This is a genomic window from Isoptericola croceus, assembly GCF_029382255.1.
Classification (GTDB): Bacteria; Actinomycetota; Actinomycetes; order Actinomycetales; family Cellulomonadaceae; genus Isoptericola; species Isoptericola croceus.
Genome location: NZ_JARLLG010000252.1, coordinates 1 through 272, shown reverse-complemented (window position 1 = coordinate 272; position 272 = coordinate 1). Strand labels below are relative to the sequence as shown.

Genomic DNA, 272 nt, shown 5'->3' with positions numbered 1-272 from the left:
CATAGTCAACCCCTTGAACTTGCCGATAACCCTTAGCGACAAGTCGAGCTTTATAGATGGTAATATTACCATCCGCGTCCGTCTTCTTCTTAAAGATCCATTTGTTTTCTATCGCTCGCCGATCATCGGGCAAGTCTGTCAAAGTCCATACTTTGTTTTCATACATGGATTCTATCTCGGATTGCATGGCCTCAAGCCATTTGTTGGAATCTGGGCCCGCAATTGCTTCTTCATAGTTCGAAGGTTCACTGTTGTCTAGCAACATGATTTCC

The 272-nt window shown here is 44.1% G+C and carries 1 protein-coding gene; it reads right to left on the bottom strand.

Annotated elements, in window-relative coordinates; translation table 11 throughout:
* The coding region (locus tag PZC42_RS24655) for a reverse transcriptase domain-containing protein (RefSeq protein WP_277214143.1) at window positions 1–272 on the bottom strand (272 nt) is incomplete at both ends.